The organism is Psychrobacter pulmonis, from assembly GCF_904846465.1.
GTDB classification, from domain to species: domain Bacteria; phylum Pseudomonadota; class Gammaproteobacteria; order Pseudomonadales; family Moraxellaceae; genus Psychrobacter; species Psychrobacter faecalis.
This window is the reverse complement of sequence record NZ_CAJHAT010000001.1, coordinates 420,707-443,149: the sequence shown is the minus strand read 5'-3', so window position 1 is coordinate 443,149 and position 22,443 is coordinate 420,707. Positions and strand designations below refer to the sequence as shown.

General features: G+C 43.8%; 19 protein-coding genes and 1 tRNA gene. 13 read left to right on the top strand and 7 right to left on the bottom strand.

The window, feature by feature from the left end:
• Positions 1 to 6 precede the first annotated feature (6 nt).
• From benB to JMX70_RS01835, 10 genes are all read left to right on the top strand, one after another.
• Positions 7 to 504 (top strand): benzoate 1,2-dioxygenase small subunit, encoded by a 498-nt coding sequence (benB, locus tag JMX70_RS01880; RefSeq protein WP_020443471.1) that lies wholly within the window; start codon positions 7 to 9, stop codon positions 502 to 504.
• 65 nt (positions 505 to 569) lie between these two features.
• Positions 570 to 1,586: a benzoate 1,2-dioxygenase electron transfer component BenC gene (gene benC / locus JMX70_RS01875; RefSeq protein WP_133104314.1), complete on the top strand. Its 1,017-nt coding sequence runs from the start codon at positions 570 to 572 to the stop codon at positions 1,584 to 1,586.
• Positions 1,587 to 1,645: 59 nt separating this feature from the next.
• A complete protein-coding gene (locus JMX70_RS01870) occupies positions 1,646 to 2,425 on the top strand; it encodes a 1,6-dihydroxycyclohexa-2,4-diene-1-carboxylate dehydrogenase (RefSeq protein ID WP_102076547.1) in 780 nt (259 codons plus the stop codon).
• A 75-nt stretch (positions 2,426 to 2,500) separates the two neighbouring features.
• Entirely contained in the window at positions 2,501 to 3,730 is a 1,230-nt protein-coding gene (gene benE, locus JMX70_RS01865; RefSeq protein ID WP_201589107.1) for a benzoate/H(+) symporter BenE, read from the top strand.
• 113 nt (positions 3,731 to 3,843) lie between these two features.
• Complete coding sequence (locus JMX70_RS01860) at positions 3,844 to 4,533, top strand: 3-oxoacid CoA-transferase subunit A (protein WP_201589104.1); 690 nt, start codon at positions 3,844 to 3,846, stop codon at positions 4,531 to 4,533.
• A gap of 59 nt (positions 4,534 to 4,592) precedes the next feature.
• Positions 4,593 to 5,258 (top strand): 3-oxoacid CoA-transferase subunit B, encoded by a 666-nt coding sequence (locus tag JMX70_RS01855; RefSeq protein WP_144296331.1) that lies wholly within the window; start codon positions 4,593 to 4,595, stop codon positions 5,256 to 5,258.
• A gap of 17 nt (positions 5,259 to 5,275) precedes the next feature.
• Positions 5,276 to 6,511, top strand: a complete 1,236-nt coding sequence (pcaF, locus tag JMX70_RS01850) for a 3-oxoadipyl-CoA thiolase (RefSeq protein ID WP_201589658.1) — start codon at positions 5,276 to 5,278, stop codon at positions 6,509 to 6,511.
• 82 nt (positions 6,512 to 6,593) lie between these two features.
• Positions 6,594 to 7,373, top strand: coding sequence for a 3-oxoadipate enol-lactonase (gene pcaD, locus JMX70_RS01845; protein WP_201589657.1), 780 nt, complete (start codon positions 6,594 to 6,596; stop codon positions 7,371 to 7,373).
• A 274-nt stretch (positions 7,374 to 7,647) separates the two neighbouring features.
• Positions 7,648 to 9,012 (top strand): MFS transporter, encoded by a 1,365-nt coding sequence (locus JMX70_RS01840; protein ID WP_102076542.1) that lies wholly within the window; start codon positions 7,648 to 7,650, stop codon positions 9,010 to 9,012.
• Between the two features lie 299 nt (positions 9,013 to 9,311).
• The gene (locus JMX70_RS01835; RefSeq protein WP_200661722.1) at positions 9,312 to 9,845 is read left to right on the top strand and encodes a DUF2058 domain-containing protein; all 534 of its coding nucleotides are present in this window, start codon (positions 9,312 to 9,314) and stop codon (positions 9,843 to 9,845) included.
• 78 nt (positions 9,846 to 9,923) lie between these two features.
• On the opposite strand, the gene JMX70_RS01830 is transcribed toward JMX70_RS01835, so the two are convergent.
• From JMX70_RS01830 to speB, 4 genes are all read right to left on the bottom strand, one after another.
• Positions 9,924 to 11,423 (bottom strand): aldehyde dehydrogenase family protein, encoded by a 1,500-nt coding sequence (locus tag JMX70_RS01830; protein WP_227671124.1) that lies wholly within the window; start codon positions 11,421 to 11,423, stop codon positions 9,924 to 9,926.
• A gap of 93 nt (positions 11,424 to 11,516) precedes the next feature.
• Positions 11,517 to 12,923: a YjiH family protein gene (locus JMX70_RS01825; RefSeq protein WP_201589101.1), complete on the bottom strand. Its 1,407-nt coding sequence runs from the start codon at positions 12,921 to 12,923 to the stop codon at positions 11,517 to 11,519.
• Between the two features lie 126 nt (positions 12,924 to 13,049).
• Positions 13,050 to 14,792 (bottom strand): 5-guanidino-2-oxopentanoate decarboxylase, encoded by a 1,743-nt coding sequence (locus JMX70_RS01820; RefSeq protein WP_201589098.1) that lies wholly within the window; start codon positions 14,790 to 14,792, stop codon positions 13,050 to 13,052.
• A gap of 120 nt (positions 14,793 to 14,912) precedes the next feature.
• On the bottom strand, positions 14,913 to 15,881 hold the full coding sequence (gene speB, locus JMX70_RS01815; protein WP_201589095.1) for an agmatinase: 969 nt from the start codon (positions 15,879 to 15,881) through the stop codon (positions 14,913 to 14,915).
• A gap of 254 nt (positions 15,882 to 16,135) precedes the next feature.
• On the opposite strand from speB, the gene JMX70_RS01810 reads away from it, so the two are divergent.
• Positions 16,136 to 17,035, top strand: a complete 900-nt coding sequence (locus JMX70_RS01810) for a LysR family transcriptional regulator (RefSeq protein WP_201589092.1) — start codon at positions 16,136 to 16,138, stop codon at positions 17,033 to 17,035.
• Positions 17,036 to 17,107: 72 nt separating this feature from the next.
• Here JMX70_RS01810 and JMX70_RS01805 read toward each other — a convergent pair whose 3' ends face one another.
• Both JMX70_RS01805 and JMX70_RS01800 read right to left on the bottom strand, forming a co-directional pair.
• A complete protein-coding gene (locus JMX70_RS01805) occupies positions 17,108 to 18,898 on the bottom strand; it encodes a potassium/proton antiporter (protein WP_201589089.1) in 1,791 nt (596 codons plus the stop codon).
• Positions 18,899 to 19,375: 477 nt separating this feature from the next.
• Entirely contained in the window at positions 19,376 to 21,040 is a 1,665-nt protein-coding gene (locus JMX70_RS01800) for an alpha-keto acid decarboxylase family protein (protein ID WP_201589087.1), read from the bottom strand.
• Between the two features lie 260 nt (positions 21,041 to 21,300).
• Here JMX70_RS01800 and JMX70_RS01795 point away from each other — a divergent pair.
• Positions 21,301 to 21,375: transfer RNA gene (locus JMX70_RS01795), tRNA-Gly, on the top strand.
• A gap of 428 nt (positions 21,376 to 21,803) precedes the next feature.
• On the opposite strand, the gene JMX70_RS01790 is transcribed toward JMX70_RS01795, so the two are convergent.
• Positions 21,804 to 22,028 (bottom strand): helix-turn-helix domain-containing protein, encoded by a 225-nt coding sequence (locus JMX70_RS01790; RefSeq protein WP_133104085.1) that lies wholly within the window; start codon positions 22,026 to 22,028, stop codon positions 21,804 to 21,806.
• A gap of 195 nt (positions 22,029 to 22,223) precedes the next feature.
• Between JMX70_RS01790 and JMX70_RS01785 the strand changes: the two genes are divergently transcribed.
• Complete coding sequence (locus tag JMX70_RS01785; protein WP_011513303.1) at positions 22,224 to 22,439, top strand: hypothetical protein; 216 nt, start codon at positions 22,224 to 22,226, stop codon at positions 22,437 to 22,439.
• Positions 22,440 to 22,443 lie beyond the last annotated feature (4 nt).

The following is a 22,443-nucleotide window of genomic DNA, read 5'->3' as shown; positions in this document are numbered from 1 at the left end:
TCAATCATGAAAAATGCAACGGTTAACATTGAAGACATTAGACAGTTTCTATACCGTGAAGCGCGTTTATTGGATGAGAAAAAATGGGAAGAATGGCTCACTTATTACGATGAAGACTGCCCTTTCTGGATGCCAAGTTGGGATGATGATGGTCAGCTCATCAGCGACCCACAACGAGAAATCTCGCTGATTTATTATCCGGATCGCCGTGGTCTTGAAGATCGTATCTTCCGCATCGAGACTGAGCGCTCATCAGCGACCATTCCTGATACGCGTACCACGCACAATTTATCGAATATTGAACTACTCGAAGACAATGACGGTATTGTGACGGTGCGTTTCAACTGGATCAACAAGTCCTTTCGCTATCACGAGACCAATACCTATTGGGGTTACTCTCAGTACAAAATAGACATGACTCAAGACCAACCAAAAATTTTGGATAAGTATGTGGTCTTAAAAGACGACTATGTGCATCAAATCATGGACGTCTATCACGTCTAATCATTATTCACTCATTATTTAGCCACTAGCTTTTAATTAATACGTGTTGAAAAGGGATATTTCTCATGGAATATAATATTGCTCTACAGTTCGAAGACGGCGTCACAGGCTTCATCAAATGTGAAGCCGACGAAACCGTCGCCGAAGCCGCTTATCGTCAAAAATTTAATATCCCTGTGGATTGCCTTGATGGTGCTTGCGGTACTTGCCGTTGCCATTGTGAATCTGGCAGCTACGACATGCACCCTGATATGTATATCGAAGATGCACTGACAGAAGCTGAAGCCGCTGAAGGGTATGTACTCACCTGCCAGATGATTCCAGAAAGCGACTGCGTGATCAAAGTACCAACCTCCTCTGAAGCCTGCAAAGTCGGCAAGTCTGTATTCAAAGGCAAACTACAACAGTTAAATGTACTGTCAGAATCTACCATTCACTTTGGCGTCGAAGTCGACAATCCAGATGCGCTAGTATTTTTGCCAGGCCAGTATGTTAATGTCAGTATTCCTGATTCTAACGAGACACGCTCCTATTCATTTAGCTCTATACCTAGTGCCAATCAGGCCGAATTTGTCGTCCGCAATATTCCTAACGGCAAAATGAGCACCTTTTTATCTGATACTGCGACTATAGGTCAAGAGATTAATTTTGAGGGTCCATTTGGTAGCTTTTACCTGCGCCCTCTAATCCGCCCGACCCTATTTCTAGCAGGTGGTACTGGTATCGCACCTTTTTTATCGATGCTGAAAAGCTTAGAAGTGTCTGGTGCTCATCATCCTGTCAGGATGGTCTACGGCGTCACCAACGACTTTGATCTGATAGAAGTTGAGAAACTAGAAGAAGTCAAACAAAACCACCCTTGGTTTGACTACCGCACCTGTGTCGCCGCTGAAGACAGTAGTCATGAGCGTAAAGGCTATGTTACCAGTCATGTTGATAATGAGTGGCTGAACGATGGTGACGTCGATGTCTACTTGTGTGGTCCGTTAGGGATGGTGGATGCGGTGAGTAATTGGTTAGACAGCAGTAATCTAAAACCGAGTAATTTTTACTATGAAAAATTCACGCCCAGTGAACAATAACGTAGCCTAGCCGTATTACTCTACTAGCAAAGCATGAGCAAGATTTTTAGGAGACCGTCATGAGTAAAAGATTTGATAATAAAGTATGTATCGTTACTGGTGCCGCCCAAGGCATCGGACGCGGAGTCGCTTTACGTTTGGCAAGTGAAGGCGGAAAAATCGTCATGGCAGACTTTTCTCCATTAGTAGAAGAGGTGCTGGCTGAAATCATCGCTAATGGTGGAGAGGCAATTACCATTCAAGCTGACCTTGAAACCCATCAAGGTGCTAAAGAGGCTATTGATAAGGCACTTGATAGCTATGGGCGTATCGATATATTGGTCAACAATGTCGGCGGCGCAATATGGATGAAACCTTTTACCAGCTTCTCTGAAGCAGAAATCCAAAAGGAAATCAGCCGCTCATTATTTCCAACATTATGGTGTTGTCATGCTGTTTTACCAACCATGGTCAAACAGCAATCAGGCACTATTGTTAATGTGTCCTCTATCGCTACTCGCGGTATTAACCGCATACCCTATTCGACAGCGAAAGGCGGCGTGAACGCCATGACCGCATCGCTCGCTTTTGAGTATGCAAACGATGGTATACGCGTGAATGCTGTGGCAACTGGCGGTACTGAAGCGCCGCCCAGAAAGATTCCACGTAACGCCAAACCATTAACTGATGATGAAAAATCATGGATGAATGCGGTGGTTGATCAGACCATTGATCGCACCTTTATGAAACGCTACGGCACGATTGATGAGCAAGTCAATGCCATCTTGTTTTTAGCATCCGATGAGTCTTCTTATATTACTGGTAGTACCATTCCTGTGGGCGGTGGCGACGAAGGCTAATAATAAATCTGCCAATTAGTAGCATGCATCTTAATTTGCAACCCCGTAACGAATGCTAATTTGCAAGGAAGCAATATGGCCTCTGTAATCCAAACCTTAAAAAACGACTGGTCGCTCTCCGCATCGGTTGCAGGGTTCTTAGCGGTTCTTATTTCTTATGCGGGTCCTTTGATTATTTTTTTTCAGGCCGCACAAGCCGCACAAGTTTCAGATGCCATGATGGCGTCTTGGATTTGGGGTGTCTCCATCGGTGCTGCCATTCCTGGCATTTATTTATCTATTAAATATAAAACACCGGTTATTACAGCATGGTCCGCCCCTGGTACCGCTTTACTAGTTACCCTATTTCCACAGATGAGTATTAATGAAGCTGTTGCCGGTTATATCATCTCAGCGATTGTCATATTTATTGTTGGAGCGACAGGTTACTTCGACAAAATATTAAAATGGATTCCTAACGGTATCGCCGCTGGCATGATGGCAGGGATTCTATTTCAATTCGGCTTAGAATTATTTAAAGCCACTGATAGCATGCCATTTATCGTCTTTAGCATGCTCGGTTGCTATTTATTAGCCAAACGCTTTTCGCCGCGCTATACGATGATCTGGGTATTGATATGCGGTGTTATCTTAAGCGTCTTACTTGGCAAAATGAACCCTGTCCATTTCGATTTAGCCGTTACCATACCTACTTTTATTGCACCTGAATGGTCGTGGAACTCAACGTTTAACCTCGCTATACCCCTTATTCTTGTGAGCTTAACAGGACAGTTTTTACCGGGAATGGCTATTTTAAATCTTAGCGGTTATAACACGCCAGCCAAACCCATTGTCGCCATCTCTAGTCTCTCGTCGTTAGCAGTCGCCTGCGTTGGTGGTATTACCATTGTGCTTGCTGCCATCACTGCGGCGCTTTGTACTGGTAAAGATGCTCATGAGATAAAAGAGAAACGCTATATTGCAGGCGTCGCCAATGGCATCTTCTATTTATTTGGCGGTTTATTTGCTGGCAGTATCGTGATGGTATTTAGCTTGCTTCCAAAAGAGCTTGTCGCGGCACTGGCCGGCCTTGCATTAATCGGTGCCATTTCTGCCAATATCACCATTGCTATGAAAAATGATGAGCAAAGAGACTCTGCATTGATTACATTTTTAGCGACAGCATCGGGTATGAGCTTTTTGGGATTAAGCTCTGTGTTTTGGGGCATTCTTATTGGCATGATTGCTCACTATATTCTGACCAAAAAACGCCTACTACCAACATCATCTATCTCATTAACGACCTCTAATAATGAAGCCAATTAAGAGCAAGTCTCTTACGAAAAAAATTAAGTAGTGTCAGAGCAATGAGTCCAACCCATGTACCACTTATTAATTTTAAAGACACTACCTCATATGACTTTTTATAGGATATAAACATGATTAACAAAGCAGATAAAAACATCACTGACGTACTTAGTCAAATCAAAGATGGCGCCACCATCATGATTGGTGGCTTTGGCACTGCAGGGCAACCAGCTGAACTCATTGATGGACTTATTAATTTAGGCGTAAAGGATTTGGTCATCATTAATAATAATGCCGGTAATGGCGACCATGGCCTTGCCAAGCTCTTAAAAACAGGTGCTGTGCGTAAAATCATTTGCTCTTTTCCGCGTCAATCGGATTCTTGGGTATTTGATGAGCTTTATCATGCTGGCAAGATTGAGCTGGAGCTAGTACCACAGGGTAATTTGGCTTGCCGTATTCAAGCAGCAGGTATGGGACTCGGTGCGGTATATACGCCCACAGGCTTTGGTACTTTACTCGCAGAAGGTAAGGAAACTCGAGAAATCGATGGTAAAGACTATGTTCTTGAATATCCCATTAAGGCTGATTTTGCTTTAATCAAAGCTTCTAGAGGCGATCGCTGGGGCAACTTGGTGTACCGCAAGTCTGCCCGTAACTTTGGTCCTATCATGGCAATGGCAGCTGATATTACTATCGCCCAAGTTTCTGAAACCGTTGAGCTTGGCGCGCTTGATCCTGAACACATTATTACGCCGGGTATTTTTGTGCAGCATGTGGTGCAAATTCAGCCTGCTAGCACTGAAGCTGCTAGCGCTTAACTTTCTAGCACAGCTACTACAGCCACCACTTAATACTGCCAACTATAAGGAGCGTCATCATGAGCCATACTTCCTACACCGTTTTGACCCGCGATCAAATCGCCGAGCGTGCTGCACAAGATATTCCAGATGGTGCCTATGTCAATTTAGGCATCGGACTACCGACCAAAATTGCCCAATACCTACCGGATGATAAAGATGTATTTTTGCATTCAGAAAACGGCTTATTAGCTTTTGGGCCACCACCTGCCAAAGGTGAAGAGGATCCCGAGCTGATTAATGCCGGAAAAGAGTACGTCACAATGCTCGATGGCGGCAGCTTCTTTCATCATGGCGACTCTTTTGCCATGATGCGCGGTGGTCATCTTGATATCTGCGTACTAGGTGCATTTCAAGTGGCTGAAAATGGTGATCTAGCCAATTGGAGCACCGGTGCGACAGATGCAATACCGGCTGTTGGCGGCGCTATGGATTTAGCCGTCGGTGCCAAAAAAGTCTTTGTGATGACCAATCACACCACCAAGACTGGCGACCCTAAAATCGTTAGCAAGCTTACCTACCCTGTGACTGGCAAAAACTGTGTTGATCGTATTTATACTGACTTATGTGTCATTGATGTCACTGATAAAGGTTTAGCCGTCACTGAAATGGTCGATGGCTTAAGCTTTGCGGACTTACAAGCATTGACGGGTGCGACGCTAATTGATGCTACAAATTCAAAATAATAAAAAGGACAAGGATGATGACTGATTCAATCACTGGTTTAAATGATGCTTATATTATCGATGCCATTCGCACCCCTTTTGGACGCTACGGCGGCGCTCTAGCACAGATACGCGCTGACGATTTGGGAGCTATCCCTATCAAGGCGTTAATGGAACGTAATGCCAATGTCGATTGGGTACAAGTAGATGACGTTATTTACGGCTGTGCTAATCAGAGCGGTGAAGACAATCGCAACGTCGGGCGTATGTCATCGTTACTAGCTGGCTTACCTTATCAAGTGCCTGCCACTACCGTGAATCGCTTATGCGGCTCGTCAATGGATGCGTTAGCGATAGCGGCACGCGCCATCAAAGCCGGTGAAGCTGATTTGATTATCGCAGGTGGCGTTGAGAGCATGAGCCGTGCGCCATTGGTAATGGGTAAAGCAAATAAACCCTTTGATCGTAGTCAAACGCTTGAAGATACAACCATGGGCTGGCGCTTTATCAATCCAAAGCTTGACGAATTGTATGGCACGGAGACCATGCCGCAAACTGCTGAAAATGTCGCAGAACAATTCAATATCAATCGCGCTGACCAAGATGCTTTTGCCCTACGTAGTCAACAACGGACCGCAGCGGCGCAAAAGGCAGGGTTTTTCAAAGATGAGATTACTCCAGTCAGCATCCCGCAACGCAAAGGCGAGCCTATCACTGTCGATACCGATGAACACCCTCGCGCTGATACCACGCTTGAGAAGTTGACCAAACTGCGCCCTATCGTCACCTCAGATGGCACCGTGACGGCTGGCAATGCGTCAGGTATCAATGATGGCGCAGCGGCTTTTTTAGTGGCATCAGAGCAAGCGGTGAAAAAGTTCAATCTAAAACCGCGTGCACGTATTGTGGCCTCAACTACGGTAGGCGTTGAGCCACGTATTATGGGCTTTGCTCCAGCACCAGCGATAAAAAAACTACTGGTAAAAACTGGACTGTCACTTGATGAGATGGATGTCATTGAATTAAACGAAGCCTTTGCCGCTCAAGCTCTCGCTTGTACGCGTGACTTAGGGTTAGCTGATGACAGCGCGCGCGTCAACCCTAATGGTGGTGCCATTGCCCTTGGTCATCCACTCGGTGCCTCAGGCGCACGTTTAATTTTAACAGCACTCAATCAACTTGAGAAAACTGATAAGCGTTATGCTATTTGCTCGATGTGTATTGGGGTTGGACAAGGCATTGCGATGATTATTGAACGGGTTGTCAACGATTAGATAGTGCTATTCATAAATATCGCTCAAACCACCCACCATTACTACTGCAATGACATTACCATGATTAAAAAGGATAATAATGATGCCCATATTTGACAACAAAGACGTTGCCCTAAACTATGCCACTTTTGGCGATAGCAGCAATCCTGCTCTGATATTTTCTAACTCTTTGGGCACTAGCTATCATATGTGGCAGCCGCAAATCGATGCCTTACAAAACGATTACTTTATTATCTGCTACGATACCCGTGGCCATGGTAAATCTTCCGCACCAAAAGGCCCTTATCGTTTAGATCAGCTTGGACAAGACGTTATTGATTTGCTTGATTATCTAAACATCGATAAAGCGTCTTTTTGTGGCATCTCTATGGGCGGAATGACGGGTCAATGGTTAGCTATCAATTACCCTGACCGCTTCCATCACTTGATGCTTTGCAATACCGCCGCAAAGATTGGTAATGAAGCGGCCTGGGTAGATCGCGCGCAATTGGTACGTGAGCAAGGACTAAAACCTATCGCCGCTACCGCTGCCTCGCGTTGGTTTACAGCAAGTTTTATCGATGATTATCCAGATGTAGTTAAAGCATTATCTGACGCTCTCGTAGCTGGCAGTAGCGAGGGTTATGCCAGCTGCTGCGAGGCATTATCTGACGCTGATACACGTGAACAGCTAAAAGATATCCGCGTGCCAGTTACGGTGGTTGCAGGTTCTAAAGATCCAGTGACGACGGTTGCCGATGGTCAATATATGGTCGAACACATCCCTAATGCTAAGCTTGCGACTATCGATGCTTCACATATTTCAAATATTGAACAGCCTGACGTGTTCAATCAATTAATCAAACAATATTTTCATGACTAATAGAGTTACGGATACCATCAGATTTTTTAGTAATAAAAAAATAGTCTAACAAATAAGAGCTTAAATCTTTCATTTGGTTTAAGAAAAGCACCTGCATATCTAAAGGATATGTAGGTGCTTTTCTCTTTTACCACATGTCACCGCCCTTTATTAAGTTACGTCAAAATCTATACTTTATAGGTATAAATTAATACTCAGATGGTTTTTGACTTGCTTGATAGAAAACAATAACTTAATAAAGACTTATAGGGATATTACCCACGGAGAAAAAAGAATGGACTCACCTACTTTAAACATCAATAGGGTTATTGATGAAGCCAAATTTGCACCTTTTCACTGGAAAGTCTTATTTTGGTGTTTATTGATTATTATCTTTGATGGCTATGATCTTATTATTTATGGTGTAGCATTGCCCCTACTCATGGAGGAATGGTCATTAACCGCAGTACAAGCAGGTTTTCTTGCCAGTGCTGCACTTTTTGGCATGATGTTTGGCGCCATGATTTTTGGAACACTCTCAGACAAGATTGGACGCAAAAAAACCATTATGATTTGCGTCGGCTTGTTCAGTAGCTTTACTTTTCTTGGTGCTTTTGCTGGTGGTCCAATACAGTTCGCCACTTTGCGCTTTATTGCAGGCCTAGGTATCGGTGGTGTTATGCCTATCTGCGTGGCTTTAACCTCCGAATATGCACCAAAACGTATTCGCAGTACTTTAGTTGCTATAATGTTTAGTGGTTATGCCATTGGAGGCATGGCATCGGCATTATTAGGCTCGTTTTTGGTGGTAGATTTTGGCTGGGAGATTATGTTTTATATCGCTGGCATTCCAATGCTACTTTTACCAATCATTTGGAAAATGTTGCCTGAATCTTTGATGTATTTGGTAAAAGAGAAGCGAGATAAAGAAGCCAAAATTATTGTTAAAAAATTGGCACCGCAAGAAACGATTACCACTTCTACCAGTTTGCTATTGGACGAGCCGACCAAAGGCGATGATGCACCCATTAAAGCCTTATTTCTGAAAAACCGTGGTTTCACTACTATCATGTTTTGGGTCGCTTTCTTTATGTGCTTACTGATGGTGTACGCCCTTGCTAGTTGGTTGCCAAAACTAATGATTCAGGCGGGTTACTCACTAGGTGCAAGCATGCTGTTCTTATTTGCACTCAATATTGGTGGCATGGTGGGAGCTATCGGCGGCGGCATACTGGCTGATAAATTTCATCTTAAACCTGTCTTAGCCATCATGTTTGCCCTAGGCGCTGCGGCGTTGATACTGCTTGGCTATAACAGCCCTCAGCTAGTACTATATACTCTGATCGCGATTGCAGGCGCTACGACTATCGGCTCACAGATACTACTCTACACCTTTGTCGCACAGTATTATCCGACGAGTGTACGGACAACAGCTATGGGCTGGGCATCAGGTATTGGTCGTATTGGTGCTATCGTAGGTCCTATCTTAACTGGCGCGTTACTTACACTAGAGCTAAGCCACCAGACGAACTTTTTGTTTATCGCGATACCAGGATTAATTGCAGCCACTGCTATTTTCCTTGTGAATTTAAGCGCAGCAGTGGATGGCAAAACAAGCAAGGTACAACCAGTAACTTTAGATACGCCTATAGCAACCTAAATCTGACTAAACTCTATTTTTATTTAAGCATTTTTATATTACACCTATATAGCTTTTAGCGTACTCACGATGTGGGTGCGTCTTTTTGACAATTTGAATAAAAGCTTAGCTCTTTATCTTTAAACCTTATGTGAGAGATATTATGTAGAATTAATTTTTAAAATTATTCTTTTAAGGCGTAATGAACGATTTTTACGCCAGACTGTGACAGTACTGCGCAAAATTTGCTACCATAACCTTTTTAAACACTATAATTTCAGATTTAGGCAATTTCACTTAGGTACTCAGGTAATACAGACATGGCCAAAAACGCCCTACAAGAACAACTCTTAAAAGCTGGATTGGTAGATAGCAAAAAAGCCAAAAAAATCAGCAAACAGTCGCAGCATGCCAAGCGCACCGGTGACGCATCAAATCTTGAAGCCAAAAAAGCCTTGGCAGACGCTCAAGCCAAAAAAATAGAAAAAGACCAAAAGCTTAATCAAGAAAAACAGCAGATTTTAGAAGAAAAAACGCTAAGAGCCAACGTTATCCAAATGATTAGGCAACATCAAATCACAGAAACGCAGGGTGACATCACTTATCAGTTTGTTGATAATGGCAAAATTAAAAAGATTTATATCTCCCAAAAGCTCTATGATCAAATCGTAGCGGGTCATGTGGTGATTGCGCGATTAGAAGACGATTATGCGCTGCTTCCTCGTCCACTAGCTGATCGTATCAACGCCAAGCTCGAAGGTTTCATTGTGGTATCGAATGACAAGTCAGAGGTCGAGCTGGCAGAAGATGACCCTTATGCCGCTTATGTTATTCCAGATGATTTGATGTGGTAATCTACTAAACATTAACCAAAATCCCCTGTATAAGATATCTATATAGGGGATTTTTTGACAGTGCAATAAAAACAGTAATTACAATGGTAGCAAAACGTGCTTACTCTTCTGATAAGCAGACAAGCCATCAGCACCCAATTCGCGACCAATGCCACTTTGCTTAAACCCGCCCCAACCTGCTTCAGGTACTACAATTTGCTGCTCGTTAACCCAAATATGACCAGCTTGAATTTGTAACGCCATCTCTAACGCTGCAGTCTCATTAGCACTGACAATAGTCGCTGCCAAGGCATACTTACTATCATTGGCAAGTTCAATCGCCTGCGTATCGTCTGCAAACGTGGTACTGACCAATACTGGTCCAAATACTTCTTCTGTCCATAACTGACTGCTTACTGGCACATTCGTATAAATAGTCGGCGTTGCAAAATATCCTTGACGGTCTAGTATCTCGCCACCTGTTAGGCAAATAAGATTTTCACCAATCGCGATATCGATATACTTTTCGACTTGCGCAAGTTGTTGCGCGCTAACCAATGGACCCATTTGCGTATCGACAGCAAAACCATCGCCAATTTTCAGGCTTTCTGTTTTTGTTTTCAGTGCGTCAAATAACGACTGCGCAATGTCTTGATGGACGAACAGCCTTGAAGTTGCTGAACAAATTTGTCCAGCATTGGTAAAGATACCGCCGATGATTAAATCACAGGCATAATCAATATCAGCATCTGCGCGCACTACGATAGCGGACTTACCACCAAGCTCTAGACTGATATCCTTGATACCTGTTGCTGCTTGGCGCATTACTTTTTCACCGACGACATTACTGCCGGTAAAAGACACTTTGTCAATCAACGGGTGGCTGGTCATCGCCGCACCTACTTCTGCTGCGCCCGGTAGGATATTGACCACCCCTTTTGGCAGCTTAATAGTAGACAATATATTGCCCAGCATCAACTCTGGTAATAGTGTCACCTCTGATGGTTTGAGAATAACAGTACACCCTGCCGCCAGCGCGGGCGCTAGTTTCCAAGCGGTGGTCACCATCGGAAAGTTCCAAGGCACGATAAGGGCGCAAATACCAACGGGCGCATAGGTTTTTAATAAGCGTATGCTTGACTCGTTTGTCTCGACCTTAGACCAAGTCGTCTGCTCGGTGATAAGATTGGCATAATAGCGATAACAATCAATGGCGTCGCTCACGTCTATTTTCGCCTCTGCAATCGGCTTACCATTATTCAATACCGACAACGCAACCAGCTTCTCAAACTGCTGCGCCATCGTATCTGCAATCGCCTGCAGATAACGCGCGCGCTCATTGACGCTGGTTTGCGACCAAGTTGCATAAGCGCGTGATGCGGCATAAGCGGCGCTGTCTACCTGTGCGCTACAACACAAGCGAGTTTTTGCAATGACTTCGCCGGAGTTTGGATCATATAAAGCATGTTCACCTACCGAATCAGATGCTGCAATCGTGACCCAATCACCCTCTATGTAGGCGGCATTTAACCTAACTTCATTTTTCATGCTTTGCTGAGCGGCGGCTCTCGTTAAGGATAAAGAATTTGTTATTTCCATGATGACTAGTTGCCTTATATTGTTTAATAAAGTTGTCTTTACGCTAACTGTTCACTGCTTTTTTAATGCCAAAATGAGGCGTTGCAATCACGACTAATACAATAGATGCGCCACCGACGTAATGACCACCAAGCTAATCAGCGTCCGCAAGATAAAAATCATAAACAGCTCTAAGACGTTCAGCTTGATGTTTGATTTCAATATCAGCGCGCCTACCTCAGACATATAGATAATCTGGGTAATAGAAGCTGCACCAACGATAAAACGCGTCATTTCACTCTCGATACTTTTACCAACCAAGGCTGGCAAGTACATATCGGCAAAGCCCATAATCATCGCAGGCGCCGCCTCTGCTGCCTCTGGAATTTGCAATAATTCAAGTAATGGCACGAGCGGCGCAGAGAGCCAATTAAATACCGGCGTGTATTCTGCCAAACCAAGACCAATGACGCCAATAGCAAAAATCACTGGAATTAAGCCAAAATAAATATCAAATAAGTTCTTTAGGCTGTGCTTAAACACCCTCCCTAAGCTTGGCATGGAATGCGCGCGCGTGACGGCACGATTGACCGCCCATTGGTAAGTAGAATACTCAGTAGGGATTTCTTCATCGAGCATACTTTTGCCAGAATGATAAGTATCAGGCTTTAACGACAGCGGCGGTATACGCGGCATAATAATCGCAGCGATAAAACCAGTTGCAGCAATGGTCAGATAAAAGAAAACAAAGTTGTTATCGACGCCGATGGTTTTGGCAACGACATAGGTAAAGGCGATGGACGTCACCGAAAAGGTGGTGGCAATAATTGCCGCTTCACGCTGACTATAGTAGCTTTTATCATACTCTTGCATGGTCACCAGCAAACCAATAGAGGCAGCGCCAAACCAAGAGGACATCGCATCGACCGCAGAGCGACCCGGTAACCTGAATAACTTAACGAACACCTTGCTAGATAAAGTACCCAAAAATTCCATCAAACCGAAATCTGTGAGAAACGGTAAAGATAAAATGGCAAAGAAGAACAAAGGAATCAAAATAGGAATCAGGTCTTCAAAAATCACGCCGCCGGTATTACGATTGATGATAAATTCAGGGCCGACTTGTAAATAAATCATCCACGCAAACAGTACGCCCAAAAAGCGGGCAGCAAGCCAAAACCAGTCGACATCAAAAAGCTTTGCCCACATGGAGCCTGCGGGCAGATTGGGTCTTAAAACCTTAACAGCCAGCGCCCCGATAAAGGAAGCCGTTACAATCGCCAATACCGCGTAAACCACATAACTGCCCAGCACTGCTTGCAGAGTATCGGTTAACACGCCCAATAAAATGGTGACTTTGCCATCCCACTGAAAGGGAATAATAAACAGCGCAATACCCAGTGCTGAAAATAGCAAAAACTTCCACATGGAGGCGCGCCAATGTAGTCCTTCTGGCGTGCCTGAAACAATGATATTGTTGCCTAAGATTGGCTGCTGGGATTTATCGATATAGTTCGTCATTTAATCCTCCTTGATAGGCGACGAGCGCCAATTTTTTCTTTGGCTGCCCAATCTATCCATAGACTGAGCGCATTGCGCAAATAGTTAGATAACGTTTTATAAGTTATTTTTAGTAGCAATTATGCTTTAGCTAAAGCAGGTAAAACCTTTACCCATTTCAAGAAGAAATGCATCGGCTTCATCGACTTCATAAATAATTGGTTGTTTGCCTTTAATATCCTCTTGCAAGGCATCTAATAGCTGCTGCTTATCTGTGATTCGACGATAACCGGCGCTAAATCCTGCGGCTAACCGCTCAAAGTTCGGGGTTTTAATATTGACCCCAATCAATGGCAAGCCGCCCTCTTGCATATAGCGGCGAATCTCGCCATAGCCTTGGTTGTTCCATAACAGCACAATTAATGGCAGCTCAAGCTCGGCGGCACAGATTAGCTCGGCAATAGTAAACTGAATGCCGCCATCACCCATCAGGCTAATAACGGGCGCTTTTGAGCCAATCATGGCACCAATCGCAGCGGGCAAACCATAACCTAAGGTGCCAAAGCCCGTCGATGAGTTAAACCATCGGCGCGTAGCTAACGCTTCAAAGCCAAGATTGCCGCTATAAACAGGCTGGGTTGAATCGCCAACGAAGATAACGTCTTCCACCTCATCTCGAATCAGCTGTAGTAGCGCGTTTTGACCAGCAAAATCTGGCGTCATTTCTTCTATCAACGCTTGCTTTACCTTTGCTACTCGCGGTGCTGCTTGATGATGCAGCGGTTGATTTTCTAAGCGCGTACATAGACCACTAATAGCCATTTGCGCATCCGACAATAGCGCAATATCCGCTCTAAACGGACGCTGTAATTGCTGAGCGTCACAGTCGATACGAATCAACGTGCCATTGATTTTGAACCCACCATTAAAAAAAACATCGTAATCAGTCTCACCAAGCTCCGTACCTATCGCCAATACTAAGTCGGCCTCGCTAATGACGGCGCGACCAGCGGCCAATGATTGATTGCTACCCAAACTCAGCGGATGCGCAGGCGGCAGTAAACCTTTGGCATTGATGGTCAAAAATGTTGGCGCATCGATAAGTTCTGCCAGTTTTTGTGCGTCATGATTAACATCAGCGCAGCCACCACCGTAAAGCAAGACTGGATTTTTTGCCGTTTTTAAGGTTTCAACAATCAAATCTAATTGCGCAGGATGAGGAAGTGGTTTGTTTGCTTGTGGTTGCGCCAAAATATTATTAGCAGATTGGCTGTTTAGAGAAGCATTTAGCTTATTTAGTTTAGGCGGCTTGGCGACATAACTGGCATCGGCGGTAATCACATCAATGGGCAGCTGGATATGCACCGGTCCCGGACGCGCGCCATTAAATAACGCAAAAGCTTCAGCGATGACTTTGGGTAGTGACTCAGGTTGCCAAATGGTTTTACTCATAAGCGCAACCTTACTGATCATACCTTGCTGATCGTGCAGCTCATGTAAGTGCCCTTCACCGCTGCCGGTATGCTGCACTTTATTGACACTAGATATCACCAGCATTGGTATAGAATCCGCCAATGCTTGCGCCATCGCCGTCATAATATTGGTCATGCCGGGACCAGTGATGATAAAACAAACCCCCACTTTGCCAGACGCGCGGTAATAACCATCGGCCATAAAGCCAGCACCTTGCTCGTGACGTGGCGTCACGTGGCGAATATTGGTATTCGGCAGGCCACGATATAGCTCGACCGTATGCACGCCCGGAATACCAAATACCGTCTCCACCCCGTAATATTCTAACCACTGGACAAGTAGCTCACCGCAAGTCAAAGATGAGGCAGTTGGCGCGGAATTTGGCAATAAAGAAGGCGTTTGCAGAGAGTGCGTCATGAGTTAATCATCCTAAAAAATTCAATAGCAATTAAATAAGTCGTTCAGTATCAAATCCAAGCTAAACCCAAACTGCCCTTTAATTCCTTATAAAAGGCAGTTTAAGTGTATAAATTGTGCTTAATAAATGGCTTTGACCTTATCGTCATAGCGCACACCCGGTAGGATACATAGCATCTCAAATAGCAGGTTCGCGGCCAGTACCGAAGTATTGCCAAACGGGTCATACGGCGGTGACACTTCTACTAAATCGCCACCAACTACGTCCAGTCCGCGCATACCGCGAATGATTTCGATACCTTGTGTTGACGTCAGACCGCCAATTTCAGCCGTTCCCGTACCCGGTGCAAACGCAGGGTCAATACCATCGATATCGAAACTTAAATAAACAGGGCCGTCGCCTAATTTTTCGCGCACTTCTGCCATTAATGGTGTCAATGATTTATACCAGCACTCCTCAGCAGGCACGACGCGAAAACCTTGCTCGGTCGACCAATCAAACTCTTCGGCGCTATAACCCGTGCCACGCAGACCAATCTGAACGACGCGATTGCCATCGATAAGGTTCTCTTCGACGGCACGGCGGAATGGGGTGCCATGGGCGATTTTTTCGCCAAACATCTCATCATTGATATCGGCATGGGCGTCGATATGCACCATCCCAACAGGGCCATATTTTTTGGCGAGCGCACGTAAGATAGGCAAGGCAATCGTATGATCACCGCCTAACGTTAAAGGAATAGCGCCATGGCTAAGGATTTTATCGGTATAGAATTTCTCAATAATATCGACGCTTTTTAGCAGGTTAAAAGTATTGATAGGCACGTCGCCAATGTCAGCGACTTGTAAGGACTCAAAAGGCGCGGCACGAGTGGCGACGTTATAAGGGCGAATCATGCGTGATTCATCACGAATCTGGCGTGGTCCCAATCTGGCACCGCTACGGTTTGAGGCGCCGATATCTAAAGGCACGCCAACAAAAGCCACGTCTAGCCCCTCAGCATCGGCTTGGGTTGGCAGGCGCATCATAGAGGCGAAGCCGCCAAATCTTGGCATATCGTTGCCGCTTAATGGTTGATTGAATTTCATCACTCACATCCTTGTATCGATTGGTCAAAACAGACAATTTGTCTATATTACTTTTTATCTATATTACTTTTTGTCTATGCCGTTTTTTCTATAGCTCTGACAATACCTAAATATCAAAGGCGAGACCATGGTAAAATTCAGAAGTAAACTTCTGGTTTTTCGTAGTAACTTTGATTTATTCGTTATTTATAGAAGTTTTATAAAAAATTTGGTTAAGACAGATTAAGATAATAGACACGGAGACATGACTTTCCATGCTAAATGAATTGATAAAAATTGATATCAAAACCTTACGTAGCTTTATGGCTATCGTGGAATGCCAAGGTGTGACCGCCGCGCAGTCACGCTTAAATGTCACGCCGTCTGTCATCAGCGGTCATTTAACCCATTTAGAAGATCGTTTGGGTATGACGCTTTGTCATCGCGGGCGCGCGGGTTTTAAGCTCACCGAAGACGGCGCAGCGGTTTATGAGGCTTGCTTAAGCTTTAATGAGGCGGTGGCCAGCTTTCAGCATCAACTGCATTATATTCGGCAACTGGATTCAGTACGCGGCGGTCATATTCGATTATGTCTTATCGATCAGATGCCAACATTTTTTTATGATGTCTTGCGTCAATGCTTGGCTGCGAGTTATCGTCAAAACCCACTGATACATTTTTCTATCGATGTGCAAAGCCCTGAGAGTATGCTTGATAAGTTAGTTAGCAATGAAAGTGATATTGGCGTGGGATATTTTGGCAGCTTCCCGCCTCTATTGAATTTCCAACCAGCATTTATCGAAAAGCAAGTCGTCTGCTGTGGACACGAGCATCCGCTGTTTTATGAAGCAGACGGTTTAACCTTTGAAGATTTGGAACAAAATTATCCATGGATAAAACGGGGTTATATTACCGATTTGAGCATCAATCATGTCCGCCCAAAAACGTTAAGCGCCACCACGTACCATATGGAGGCGACCGCGCAGTTAATTTTGGCAGGTCATCATGTCGGCTACTTGCCCAATGATTTGGCCAAGCGCTATGAAGAGAAAGGGATGATGAAAATACTATTGCCCAATGAGGCAAGCTACGAGGTCAAACACCATTGGGCTTATCGAGAAAATCTGCATAAGCACGTCGCTGATTTTTTGCAGCAAATGACTGGGCTTTTATAGAGTGACAAGCATTTAATGGATAATAATAAAGGATAACGATAAACAGTCATGGCAAAAAATAACGATAAACAGCTACCCTGCTTTTGGTAGCTCTTCACGTTTTAAACCAATCGTTCTAAGTTTGCCTTTATCATCGACTTCTTTGATGACCAGTGACCATTCATCATTAATCGCCACTGTATCGCCCGATACCGGCGCCATATCTAGGTTACCTTTGACGTATTCAGCAACCGTTTGCTGCCACATATTTTTTTCGTTATCTTCTGGCATGGACTTAAGCTTATCGACCAAAGACTCAGAGGTCATAACACCAGTAAAAAATGGCAAGTCGCCCAGTTTAACGCTCGGTGATAGGAGCCAATCGCCATAAAAATCATCGATAGCTTTGCGGTCTAAGGTGGTGTCATTAAAAATCCGCGCAATTTGGCTGGCATGATTGCCGCGCATCGCATACCAAACGCTATCACCAAATTTTAGCTTAGTGTCTTCGTCGACAATGACAATCTGCTGACCGCGTACCAAGGCAAACACACTAATTTCATCAGGGTTAACGTGGTTAGAAATGCTTTTTGGATGACGTCCAATCGCAAACGCCCCAGACTTTACTTGAAACTGATATAAAGTAATACTTGCCTTGTCCGATACCCAAACCTCATGCTTCTCTTCGGGGTCTTTGTTATTGGGAATGCGTACTTTAAATAAATCCGCCATAAAGGGAATGGTTGTGCCTTGCAAAATCAAGGATAAAACTACTACGCCAAAGGCAATATCAAACAGCATAAAGGCGCCGTCAATACCCGCCATTACGGGCAAAATAGCAAGGGTAATCGGTACGGCACCGCGCAAGCCAACCCAAGAAATAAAACCGATTTCTCGGTCTTTAAACTTAAAGGGTTTTACGCTGCTGTATACGGCGATAGGACGAGCAATTAAAATCATAAAGGCGGCAATCGCAACCGAGTAATACCAAACATTAATGACGTTTGATGGCGTCACCAACAGACCCAGGACCACAAATAAGACTGCTTGCGATAGCCACGCAAAGCTGTCCATTACCCGCATCACGTGCTCGGTTGAGCGCACTTTATGGTTGCCTATCAGCACGCCAGCCAGATAAACTGCCAAAAACCCACTACCACCGATTAAATTGGTCGCCGCAAATACTGCCAAGCCCGCCGACAATATCAAAATGGCATACATGCCTTCTGCCAAATGTATCTTCGGTAATAGCCTTGCCAATAAATAACCAAATAATAAACCCATACCGAGGCCGAAGCTCAGCTGCTGTAATAGCAAGCCTATAAAGCCCAGTACCGTTTGTCCCTCAGGGTCGACATTTAGCGCAATCAATCCGGTGACTAATAAAATGGCTAGTGGATCGTTGGCACCAGATTCAAGCTCCAACGTCGCTTGTACGCGGTCGTTAAGTTTAACCCCGCCATTACGCAGCAATGAAAATACCGCTGCCGCATCGGTCGAACCGACAATAGCTGCCATCAATAGCCCAAAGCGCCAATCGACATCGAGTAGCCACGTGACAAAGACGCCCAGTATCATGACCGTTGCCAGCACTCCCCACATGGCAAGTGTGATGGCGGGTCTTAGCCCCACTCGAAAAGATTTAAAGGAGGTGCGCAGTCCACCATCTAACAAAATACAAGCCAGCGCCGCCTGCCCGACAAAGTTAGCAAGACCATATTGAGAGAACTCAATACCCAAGATACCTTCTTCACCGGCGAGCATGCCCACGACTAAAAACAACAATAATAGCGGCACGCCCAAACGCGCCGACAAGGTACTTGCCATGATACTGGCAAAAATTAAAACTGCTCCTACGAAATACAGGATATTTAAGGTATCCATCTTTTTTAAGCCCTATTTTTAATCATTATTATGTAAGTGTGTCCTTTAGCTTTTCTAGCGTACTTGTTGCAAAAGCTTCAAATTGAAATGCTCTAAATTAAACAGTCTTATTGTAGTTTTCTTAACTGTCTAACTTTAAAAACCCAATCTATAAAAGCCTACTCTATTGTATAACATAGAATCCTAATGGTAGTTTGTGTTAAGCGTCGTACGCATGCAATTCCTATAGAAAATATTCACTATTGGCTCTTTATTTGTTCAATCATAAAGGCTTTTAGCGTCGCTATAAACCTTAGTCTAAGAATATTAGAAAGCAAATTAATAACCTGCCTTTTCATCATCAAAAAAGCCCTACTTAGCATAATGCCAAATAGGACTTTTCTGTTTTATAAGTGCTCAGTGTTTTTATAAATGCTTAATCATTATTAATGGTAAATGATAAATACTCATGCAAATTATAAAATCATATTACTTAGGCTATTTTGGTTTAAGGGCGGCACTGATATCAGCCAATAATGGCGGGATATCGTGTTTATCTGTCATCACTTCTAACATCACCAGTTTATCTTTGGTGGCCGCTGCTTTCTGGAGCGCTGCTTTTAGTTCGCCAGCGGTTTCTGCTTTAAGGATTAAGCTATTTTCTTCCGTCGCGCCAAAGGCTTTTGGCATCATTTGCCAGTCGCACTTAGGAATGTCATTATAGCGCTGATTTTCACCATGAATCGCTCGCTCAACGGTATAGCCATCGTTATTAATCAGGACAATAACCGGATTGATGCGCTCTTTAATCATTACCGCGATTTCTTGAATGGTTAATAAAGCCGAGCCGTCACCAATCAATAAGATACTACGCTTATGCGGTGAGGCAATAGCGCCACCCAAACTCGCTGGCAAGGTATAGCCGATTGAGCCCCACATTGGTTGCCCATAAGACGTCACCCCTTCTGGCAGCCGCACATCACTGATACCAAAATACGCCGTGCCTTGGTCAGAAAATACGAGGTTTTTATCATCAAGCGCATCGGCGATGATATGCCACAAGTCATCTTGGCGAATCGGCTCGTCATCCTTGCCGTTTTGCTCATGCGGCTGCATCTCTTTGCAAAATTGCTTCGGTACGATATTAATGCCTGAGGTCATGACTTCATGCAGGGTTTGCAGCGCATCTTTAAGCGCAATCGGTGCAAAGTTTTGACCGCTGATAGATGCCCGCTCATAATGCAAATCAACCACAACTTTTTCATCAATATTTTGGCTAAAACCTGCGGTGGTTGTGTCGGTATATTGCACGCCGATTTTAATTAAGCATTCGCAATTTTCTACCGCATCTTTAACCACAGGACGTGATGCCACGCCTGCATAAGTACCTGCCCAACGCTCACTGTTTTCATCAAGCAAGGTTTTGCCCCATGATAACGTCGTATAAGGAATATCGGTATCAGCAATTAAAGCCTTTAGCTGGTTTTGCAACCCCAAACGATGCACCATCAAATCTGCCATCAGTGTGGTGGTTTTATTAGGTAAAAACTCTATGAGTGCTTGCTTAAAGTCTGCCAACGCGGCTTGGCTGGTGATATCTTCTTGGCTGTCATCAAGCTTGGTCGTTGGCGGATAAATCGGCATCTTCGCCACATCTGGTGATAACAACAAATAACCGGGACGATGCTTTTTCAGAATAACTCGAATCACACGATCAATCTCAGAGGCCGCGTTATCAGGCGTGATTTGCGCTCGCGCGACGGTGACCGGTTCAACCATTTTAATAAAATGATTAAACACCCCATCACCTAAAGTATGGTGAATCCGGCGTTTCGAATCTTGCAGGGCGGTACTTGGCGCACCGACCACGTGCAGCACGGGTGCGTACTCGGCAAAAGAGCCCGCGGTAGCATTAATCGCCGACAGCTCACCCACGCCAAAGGTCGTCACCATAGCAGCAAAACCACGCTCACGTGCGTAGCCATCAGCAGCATAGCCAGCATTTAGCTCATTGGTATTGCCGACCCAGCGCAACTTATCAGACGCAATAATATTATCTAAAAACGTTAAATTAAAATCACCGGGCACGCCAAAGATTTCAGTCGCACCCGTTTCAGCGATACGATCGAATAAATAATCCGCGATGGTATATTGTTGACTCATTTTTTATCCTTAATGCTTAAAATTATAAATATTGATAACTATCCATAAGAATGAAATTTCTTATAAAATGCACACCAGCTTATTTCTTCCATACAAAGCTTTTGGAATACATATTATAATAAACTGTTATAACATAAAACTATGAATGGATGACATGCCTGTTTTGCTAACTTTTACTTTTTTTCGTGTTAGGTGTTGACAGGTAAATAAAACTGCGTATAATACGCCTTCATCAACTGACGATAGTTAATTGATAATTAGCGGGAATAGCTCAGTGGTAGAGCATAACCTTGCCAAGGTTGGGGTCGAGAGTTCGAATCTCTTTTCCCGCTCCAAATACTTAAAAAGCCTCACTTAACAGTGAGGCTTTTTTTTGTCCAATTTTCAAGGGTTATAGCGTTTTTCAGCATGAGCTATTCAGTCTAATTGCTAAGTTTAGCTAATATATTAAAAGCTCAAAAATCAGTACCGTGACCAAAACGTGACCATTTCGTGCCCATGCCATAAATACTGATTCTATAATTGACCCCAACTTATTATTCTTATCTTTATAAAAAACCATGCTAAGAAAATATTTCTTAACATGGTTTTTACTTTTTCACTACTTTTGCGAATTAAGCTCATTGCGTGACCAAAACGTGACCAAATCATGAAAAAGCAATTATTAATAATAACCCCAACCTTAATTTCACACCTTGAAACGCATTATATATATCGCTCTGCCACTTATTTCTCTGCGCATATTTTTCAATTTTGTAGATCCTCAAGACTCTTCATCATCCTTAGTATTTGGCTCATAAATAAATAAGTCACCTACCTGCACATCCAAAAACTCACATAACTGGTCGATAGTATTGAAGTCAATTCTTGATGACTCTTCATTGTATAGCTTATGAAGTGTTGATTTACTCATACCTGTTGCTCTTACAACATCTGCTACACGCAACTTTTTCTCTGCCAAAATTACAGGAAGTTTAGACACAATCATAATTAATACCTCTTTTCGGGTAAAAATGCTTTACATTGAGGTAAAAAGATAATATAGTACACAAATCGGTTACTAATTACCTCTAAGCAGGTAAATAACAGCTGATACTTCAAAGGTGCATTTTTAAGGCTGATAAAATAATTTCTATTCTATCACTTAATGCAATGACTTAATAACTGAAAAGAGGTAAACACTATGAGCAATACTTATTTAACAACTGATGAGTTAGCCGAACGCATCAAGTACGACGCACGTACTATCCGCAATCAAATGAAAGACACCGTTTTGATTGAAAACATTCACTACATACGCCCTTTTGGTGGCCGTAAAATTCTATATGTATGGGAGCGTATCGAAGAGGATATGTGCAAGCCGGTTATGAGCGCTATCAACGGTATGGCACTTCAATAATAGC

What these genes read in the sequence shown, in the direction of transcription:
- benB (WP_020443471.1), top strand. Translation starts at nt 7, where the DNA reads ATGAAAAATGCAACGGTTAACATTGAAGACATTAGACAGTTTCTATAC.
- benC (WP_133104314.1), top strand. Translation starts at nt 570, where the DNA reads ATGGAATATAATATTGCTCTACAGTTCGAAGACGGCGTCACAGGCTTC.
- JMX70_RS01870 (WP_102076547.1), top strand. Translation starts at nt 1,646, where the DNA reads ATGAGTAAAAGATTTGATAATAAAGTATGTATCGTTACTGGTGCCGCC.
- benE (WP_201589107.1), top strand. Translation starts at nt 2,501, where the DNA reads ATGGCCTCTGTAATCCAAACCTTAAAAAACGACTGGTCGCTCTCCGCA.
- JMX70_RS01860 (WP_201589104.1), top strand. Translation starts at nt 3,844, where the DNA reads ATGATTAACAAAGCAGATAAAAACATCACTGACGTACTTAGTCAAATC.
- JMX70_RS01855 (WP_144296331.1), top strand. Translation starts at nt 4,593, where the DNA reads ATGAGCCATACTTCCTACACCGTTTTGACCCGCGATCAAATCGCCGAG.
- pcaF (WP_201589658.1), top strand. Translation starts at nt 5,276, where the DNA reads ATGACTGATTCAATCACTGGTTTAAATGATGCTTATATTATCGATGCC.
- pcaD (WP_201589657.1), top strand. Translation starts at nt 6,594, where the DNA reads ATGCCCATATTTGACAACAAAGACGTTGCCCTAAACTATGCCACTTTT.
- JMX70_RS01840 (WP_102076542.1), top strand. Translation starts at nt 7,648, where the DNA reads ATGGACTCACCTACTTTAAACATCAATAGGGTTATTGATGAAGCCAAA.
- JMX70_RS01835 (WP_200661722.1), top strand. Translation starts at nt 9,312, where the DNA reads ATGGCCAAAAACGCCCTACAAGAACAACTCTTAAAAGCTGGATTGGTA.
- JMX70_RS01830 (WP_227671124.1), bottom strand. Translation starts at nt 11,423, where the DNA reads ATGGAAATAACAAATTCTTTATCCTTAACGAGAGCCGCCGCTCAGCAA.
- JMX70_RS01825 (WP_201589101.1), bottom strand. Translation starts at nt 12,923, where the DNA reads ATGACGAACTATATCGATAAATCCCAGCAGCCAATCTTAGGCAACAAT.
- JMX70_RS01820 (WP_201589098.1), bottom strand. Translation starts at nt 14,792, where the DNA reads ATGACGCACTCTCTGCAAACGCCTTCTTTATTGCCAAATTCCGCGCCA.
- speB (WP_201589095.1), bottom strand. Translation starts at nt 15,881, where the DNA reads ATGAAATTCAATCAACCATTAAGCGGCAACGATATGCCAAGATTTGGC.
- JMX70_RS01810 (WP_201589092.1), top strand. Translation starts at nt 16,136, where the DNA reads ATGCTAAATGAATTGATAAAAATTGATATCAAAACCTTACGTAGCTTT.
- JMX70_RS01805 (WP_201589089.1), bottom strand. Translation starts at nt 18,898, where the DNA reads ATGGATACCTTAAATATCCTGTATTTCGTAGGAGCAGTTTTAATTTTT.
- JMX70_RS01800 (WP_201589087.1), bottom strand. Translation starts at nt 21,040, where the DNA reads ATGAGTCAACAATATACCATCGCGGATTATTTATTCGATCGTATCGCT.
- JMX70_RS01790 (WP_133104085.1), bottom strand. Translation starts at nt 22,028, where the DNA reads ATGATTGTGTCTAAACTTCCTGTAATTTTGGCAGAGAAAAAGTTGCGT.
- JMX70_RS01785 (WP_011513303.1), top strand. Translation starts at nt 22,224, where the DNA reads ATGAGCAATACTTATTTAACAACTGATGAGTTAGCCGAACGCATCAAG.